Origin of the sequence: Actinocrinis sp. (assembly GCF_035605935.1) — a bacterium.
Classification (GTDB): domain Bacteria; phylum Actinomycetota; class Actinomycetes; order Streptomycetales; family Catenulisporaceae; genus Actinocrinis.
This window is the reverse complement of sequence record NZ_DATNGK010000034.1, coordinates 20,972-27,427: the sequence shown is the minus strand read 5'-3', so window position 1 is coordinate 27,427 and position 6,456 is coordinate 20,972. Positions and strand designations below refer to the sequence as shown.

Below are 6,456 nucleotides of genomic sequence, written 5' to 3'. Positions count from 1 at the left end.
CGACGCGGCCAACCTGACCCTGCAGGCGAAGCGCGAACGCGACGGCTTCCGCCTGACCGGAACGAAGATCTGGATCTCGAACGCGCCCGAGACGGACGTCTACAGCGTCTCCGCGCCAACGGCCAACTCCGGCTCGAAGGGCATCACGGCCTTCGTCGTTCCGCGCGAGAGCGACGGGCTCTCCGGAGAGCACCTCGCCCTGCTCGCCCCGCACCCGATCGGCCGGCTCGAATTCGACGGCGTCCGGGTCGAGGCCGACCACGTGCTCGGCGAGATCGGCGAGGGCTTCGGCGTCGCGATGGACACGCTCGACCTCTTCCGGCCGAGCGTCGGCGCGTTTGCGGTCGGCATGGCACAGGCGGCGCTCGACTCGGCCGTCGGCTACACGCAGGAGCGCGAGGCGTTCGGCAAGCCGCTGGCGAGCTTCCAGGCCGTCTCGCACCAGCTCGCGGACGTGGCGACCGAGATCCAGGCAGCGCGCCTCCTCGTGCGCGAGGCGGCAACGCAGTACGACGCCGGCGTTAGACCTGTGCGCAAGGCCTCGGCGATGGCGAAGCTCTTTTGCAGCGACACGGCCATGGCGGTCACAACGGAGGCGGTGCAGATCCTTGGCGGCTACGGCTACATCAAGGAGTACCCGGTCGAGCGCATGATGCGCGACGCGAAGATCACACAGATCTACGAGGGCACGAACCAGGTCCAGCGCGTGGTGATGGCCCGTCAGCTGTTGCGCGGCTAGAGCGTGTGTAACAAGTAGCGCGGCCCCAGCGCTACTTCTTACACACGGCCAACCGGACGGCTTGGCGCGACGGCGCCGTGTCGCCTGAATTCTCGGGCGGCGCGGCGCTTCGCGCTTACGAACATGCGAACATGCGAACGACTACTTTCGCACAGTGTCATACGGCGCTGACAGGATGAAAGGGTTGACGCGCGGCGCAGTTTGCCGAATATTGCCTTGCGCGCAGGCCGCGGTTAATTCAATCCGCTTTAGTACCTAGGGTTCATGATGACGGGGCTTGACATGCCGGATCCCGGGTGGCTGCTGGGCGGTCGCTATACGCTGCTCGATCCGCTCGGCGAGGGGATCGCCGGGGAGGTCTGGCGCGGGCGCGATGAGGCGGCCGCGACCGAATGCGCGGTGAAATTGCTGCGCCCTGAACTGGTCCAGGACGAGGGCGCGCTGGCCAGAATGCGCGCCACGGTCGCCTGGATCAGTCAGCTGACGCACCCCAACATCGTCCCGGTAGACGACATCGTGGAGCAAGATGAGTCTGTGGCGCTGATTTCGCGGCTGGTGCCCGGTGAGAATCTGCGCGCGCTGCTTGACCGGCAAGGCACAATGCCAGTCGGCGCGGCACTTTCGCTTACCGCGCAACTGTGCGATGCGCTGTCGGCTGCGCGGCACGTCGGCGTCGCACACGGCGACGTGAAACCGTCGAATCTGCTACTCGAGTCCGATCTTGAGACCGGGATCGCGCTGCGGGTGACCGATTTCGGCATGGCCGCGCTACTCGGCCGGGCCGTAGTGCAGCAGACGGTGACATCACAGGCTGCGGACGCGAACGTAGGCGCCGAGTACGTCGCACCGGAACTCGGCGCGGGGGAGGCGCCGACCGAATCCGCCGATGTATATGCCGCCGGAGTCGTCCTCTACGAGGCACTGACCGGCGAGCCGCCGTTCGGCCGAAGGCCGCAGGGACACGCGCGGCGTGATGCGTCCGCAGTGGTGTCGTTGCCCGCCGAAGTGCCGGACTCGGTAGCCGACGCGCTTGCCGCCTGCCTCGATGAGAATCCGCGGCATCGGCCGTCCGCCGCGGACTTCGCAGCGGTACTACGGCAAGCCAGCGGCCAGGTCGTCGACGTGCTCGAAACGGTGCCCCCGTCGCCACCGGTCGCGGTCACCGCCGGCCCGGATCTCGGTTTCTTCGGCGACGGCGCACACATATCAGGGCACGATCCACTGCCCAAGCGGATGGAGCAGCCTGAAACAGCGGTCACGCGGCGAGCCGGCAGTGTCGTCGCGGCTCGTGGCGCTGGGCATTACGCTCAGCGGACCCGCGGCGGTCGGCTGTGGACGATCATCGCCGCCGCGCTCTGCGGTGTCGCGCTCGCGGCGTTCATCACGTATGGGTTGACCACGCACGGCTCTCCGCGCGCGGATGCATCGACGCTGCCGACGCGGGTCGGCATTGGCGCCCCGGTCGGCAGTCCAATATCGCCAGGCTCTGCTATCGGGACGCCGACCAACACGCTGGCTCCGACCGCGTCCGTGTCGGCGAGCAACACCGCGTCGGCGACGCCTTCGGCAAGCCCCGCGAGGCCCAGCGCGTCACCAGTCGTATCTGCCTCGGCCTCTGCTGCGCCGAGCCCGTCGAGTTCTGCCCCGCAGGTTAGCCACACCGGCCGGTTGTACAACCAGGGTTCTGGTACCTGCCTTGACACCTCGGGCGGCTACTACGCCAACGGGGTGGTGGAGCAGATCTGGACCTGCAACAACGGAGCTAATCAAGTCTTCACCCTGGCGACGACCGGACAGCTGACCATCGACGGCGGGCAGTACTGCCTCGACGACGCCTCCTCGGCCGGCGCAACCGGCACGCACCCGGAACTGTTCACCTGCGGCAGCCAATCGCATCAGCGCTGGACCATGCGGTCTGACGGCTCGATCGTCGGCGACCACTCGGGACTTTGCCTGAACGCGCCGGGAGACGGCGACGGAACGCAGCTCGACTTCGAACCCTGTAGCGGTCAATCACACCAGCTTTGGTCCTGGGACTGAGCCCGCGATAGCCGGTGGCGCACCGCGAGGGCGGCTGCCGGGGTCTGTCTGGAAAGCGCTCCTCCTGTCGCATGGGTACTCCTGCCGGCCGGGGAATTCGCGGTTCCCCAGCGGCAGGAGCACGTTTGACGACCTGAGCCGACCAGATCGGCCGGCCTCCGGTCGGACTTTCGGCGTTTCCTCCTCGTGATTCTCGAAGCGGTTGATAAAGCCGCTGCCGCCGCGGGCACCGTGCAGCGGCAGCGGAGTCTGGGTCAGGACGTGGGCAGCCAGACCCGCATCGGGCCGTCCTCTCGGTTCGCCCACGCGTAATAAGGGATCGCAGTCAGTTCGAACTGTTCGGCGGCGGCGATACCCGCGTCGGCGCGGGCTTTCGCGCGAATCACTCGTCCGAGGCTGCGGTACGGCCACCAGGAGGCCGCACCGTCCCCTCCACCTCGTGCGCCGTCCAGGGCCGTGGTTCCGCGCCGCCGGCCCGAGCCGTGCAGCACCGTCACGCCGCCGAGCAAGGTCGGGTCGTGCTTTTCGGTGAGCCCGGGCGCCGGGTCGAAAAGCAGATCGTCCAGGCCGCCGCCGGGGTGATCGACCCCTTCGACGCAGTACACCAGCGGTCCGCGCTCGATCGCCACACAGCCGCGCACGGAGTCGACCCGCGGGTCGGCGACGGCGAGCCGCGGCTCGAGGGAGAGTTCGAGTTCCAGGGCGTCACCGGGGCGCCAGGCGCGCCGCAGGCGCAGCCAGCCGTCTTCGGGCACTGCTTCGGTCGGCTCGCCTTCGATGACGAGCCGAAAACCGTTGCACCAAAACGGGATGCGCAGCGACAGCGTCCACGGCGTGGCCTTGGCGGGGCATTCGTCCACGACGATTGAGATCCGGCCGTTCCAGGGGTAATCGGTTACCACGCGCACCGCGAACGCGCCCTGCGCGCTCTCGTCGCCGAAGCGTCCAGTGGCGTACTGGTGCAGCTGAAGTCCGCAGTCGTCAGCCGAGGCGAAGTAGTGCGGCAAGCTGGCCAGCAGCCGCATCACATTAGGCGGGCAGCACGCACAGCGGAACCATGCGACGCGGCGCACGCCGTGATCGCCGTCCGGGTGCCGATAGCCGTCGCGCACCTGAAGAGGATTGACATACAGCCAGCGCTCGCCATCCAGCGAGACACCCGCCAGAACCGCGTTGTAGAGCGTGCGCTCGACCAGGTCCGAGTACTTCGCTTGACCGGTCATCAGGGCCATCCGCCAGCTCCACTGCACGGACGCGACCGCCGCGCAGGTCTCGCAGTAGGCCCGCTCGTTCGGCAGCTCGTACGGATCGCCGAAATCCTCTTCGTCGTGATGCGCGCCGAGCCCGCCGGTCACATACGTCTTGCGCGCGACCATCTCCGCCCACAGCCGCTCGGCCGCGGCCCGCAGCTCCGAATCGTCGGCTTCCGCGGCCACGTCGGCGACCCCGGCGAGCAAGTACAGCTGGCGCACCGCGTGACCGGCGACCTCGGTGGCCTCGCGTACCGGGACATGGTCCTGGCAGTACGCCGGTCCGGCTTCCGCCGCGCGCCGATCCTTCGCTGCCAGCAGGCCGTACCCGCGGCGATCGACGAAGTAGCGCGCGAGGGAGAGGTAACGCGGCTCGCCGGTCTCCCGGTAGAGCTCGACCAGCGCGGTCTCCACCTCGGGATGGCCGCACACGCCGTCGACCGCGTTTCCGGGACCGAAAGTCGAGTCGATCTGATCCGCGAACCGGCGCGCGATAGCCAGCAGTTCGGCGCGACCGGTAGTGCGATGCAGCGCGATCCCGGCCTGGATCAGATGGCCGGCGCAGTACAGCTCGTGGCCCCACCGCAGATCGCGATAGCGTTCGCCGCCCTTAACCACCTGAAACCAGCTGTTGAGGTATCCGTCGGGCTGCTGCGCCGCGGCGATCAACGAGATCATCGCGTCGAGCTCGGGGGCCGCATCGGTATCAGCAGCCTGCCAGGCGGCGGCTTCCAGCCACTTGTACACGTCGGTGTCGAGGAAAGGGTGCACGCCCCGGTATTCGCCCTCGGCCTGCCCGGCCGCGAGCCGCAGATTGTGCAGGTTTCCGGCCGCCTCAAGCAACGCAGGACCCTGCGGAACGCACACCTCGGCGTTGATCCGGCGCCACTCGCCCCAGAAGCCGCCGGTGATGCGCGACCTTCCGACCGGGCGTAGAGCGCACCGCGCGTCGGCGGTCGGCTGCAGCGGGCCGGCGCGATGCGCTGGCGTTGACTGCGGACGGCTGGCCACGCTCGGCTCCCTGGACTCGAGGAGGGACATGCTCGACGAGGCACGCTGGGTCCTCGTCGGGCGGCTGGTTCGGAAAAGTACGGAAAACCTTTTCCTATCCGGGAAGGTAGGCTGCCGCGCCCGCTGCGTCAAGACTCTGTGGGCGGGCTTGCCGGTATGAGATCCTTGCCGCTGGTGGTGGGAAAGGGTTTGTCCGATGGCAGAGCTGGAAGCAGCACGTACCGAAGATCTTGGGTCGTCAGCGCAGCCGCAGTCCGCGGGCGATGACCTTGAAAGTTTCCCGGCCGAGCCGGCCCCCGACGATCAAGCCGGCGACGGGAAGGGTGGCGCCTCGACGTCGCCGCGTGCTGTGAAAAAGACGGCGGCTACGTCGACGCGGCGTGAATCGGGCTCGGCTCCGCCCACGTTGGGCGATGTGGCGGCGCTCGCCGGGGTCACCGTCGGCACCGCCTCGAAGGCGCTCAACAACCGCGGTCGGCTGCGCCCGGAGACCAGGCAGCGCGTGCTCGAGGCCGCCGAGCAGCTGAACTTCCAGCCGAACCCGCTCGCCCGCGGCCTGCTCGCCGGGCGCAGCTGGACCGTGGGCCTGCTGACCACCGACAGCATCGGCCGCTTCAGCATCCCGGTGCTCCTCGGCGCCGAGGACGCGCTCGGTCCGGAACAGATCTCGGTGCTGCTGTGCGACAGTCGCGGCGACGTGATCCGCGAACAGCACCATCTACGTACCCTGCTGGCCCGGCGGATTGACGGGATCATCGTCACCGGACGCCGCACCGACCCGCGCCCACCTCTGGCCGGGCGCCCTTCCGTGCCCACCGTGTACGCGCTCGGCCCGTCCACCGATCCGCGCGACGCCTCGGTCGTGCCCGATGAAGCCGGCGGCGCGCGCCTGGCGGTGGCGCACCTGATCGACTCCGGCCGTACCCGCATCGCCCACATCACCGGACCGGCGCACCACGCAGCCGCGGCCGTGCGCGCCGAGCAGGCCAGGCTGCGGCTGGCTGAGTCAGGACTCGAACTGTGCGGCGGCCGGACGTATCACGGCGAGTGGACCGAGCTGTGGGGCCGACACGCGGCCGGCCTGATCCTGCGCGCGGACCCGGGCTGCGACGCGATCTTCTGCGGAAACGACCTGATCGCGCGTGGGGTCGCGGACGCGCTACGCGAGGCCGGCGTTCGCATCCCCGAGGACGTCGCCCTGGTCGGCTACGACAACTGGGAGCTGATCGCGGCCGCCAGCCGCCCGCCACTGACCACGGTCGACCTCAATCTGGCGGAGATCGGCCGGATCGCGGCGCTGCGGCTGCTCGACGCGATCGGCGGCCGCCCGACCGTAGGCATCGAGACGGTGCCGTGCCGGCTCATAGTACGTCAATCCTCTGTCATATAGATCCAGCGCCGGGGCGGCGGCCGCGA

4 protein-coding genes are annotated in these 6,456 nt (G+C 69.0%); 3 read left to right on the top strand and 1 reads right to left on the bottom strand.

Features of this window, described 5'->3' with window-relative positions; translation table 11 throughout:
- Together VN779_RS02900 and VN779_RS02895 are read left to right on the top strand one after the other, a co-directional pair.
- Positions 1 to 739: acyl-CoA dehydrogenase family protein (locus VN779_RS02900; protein WP_325719834.1), on the top strand; the 739-nt coding region annotated here is incomplete at its 5' end.
- A gap of 264 nt (positions 740 to 1,003) precedes the next feature.
- Positions 1,004 to 2,779 (top strand): serine/threonine protein kinase, encoded by a 1,776-nt coding sequence (locus VN779_RS02895; RefSeq protein WP_325719832.1) that lies wholly within the window; start codon positions 1,004 to 1,006, stop codon positions 2,777 to 2,779.
- Between the two features lie 254 nt (positions 2,780 to 3,033).
- Here the strand turns inward: VN779_RS02895 and VN779_RS02890 are convergent, their stop codons facing one another.
- Complete coding sequence (locus VN779_RS02890; RefSeq protein WP_414639561.1) at positions 3,034 to 5,070, bottom strand: glycoside hydrolase family 127 protein; 2,037 nt, start codon at positions 5,068 to 5,070, stop codon at positions 3,034 to 3,036.
- A gap of 319 nt (positions 5,071 to 5,389) precedes the next feature.
- On the opposite strand from VN779_RS02890, the gene VN779_RS02885 reads away from it, so the two are divergent.
- Positions 5,390 to 6,430 (top strand): LacI family DNA-binding transcriptional regulator, encoded by a 1,041-nt coding sequence (locus VN779_RS02885; protein WP_349260618.1) that lies wholly within the window; start codon positions 5,390 to 5,392, stop codon positions 6,428 to 6,430.
- Positions 6,431 to 6,456 lie beyond the last annotated feature (26 nt).

Excerpts from the sequence above, each read along its gene's own strand:
- VN779_RS02895 (WP_325719832.1), top strand. The coding sequence starts at position 1,004 with ATGATGACGGGGCTTGACATGCCGGATCCCGGGTGGCTGCTGGGCGGT.
- VN779_RS02890 (WP_414639561.1), bottom strand. The coding sequence starts at position 5,070 with ATGTCCCTCCTCGAGTCCAGGGAGCCGAGCGTGGCCAGCCGTCCGCAG.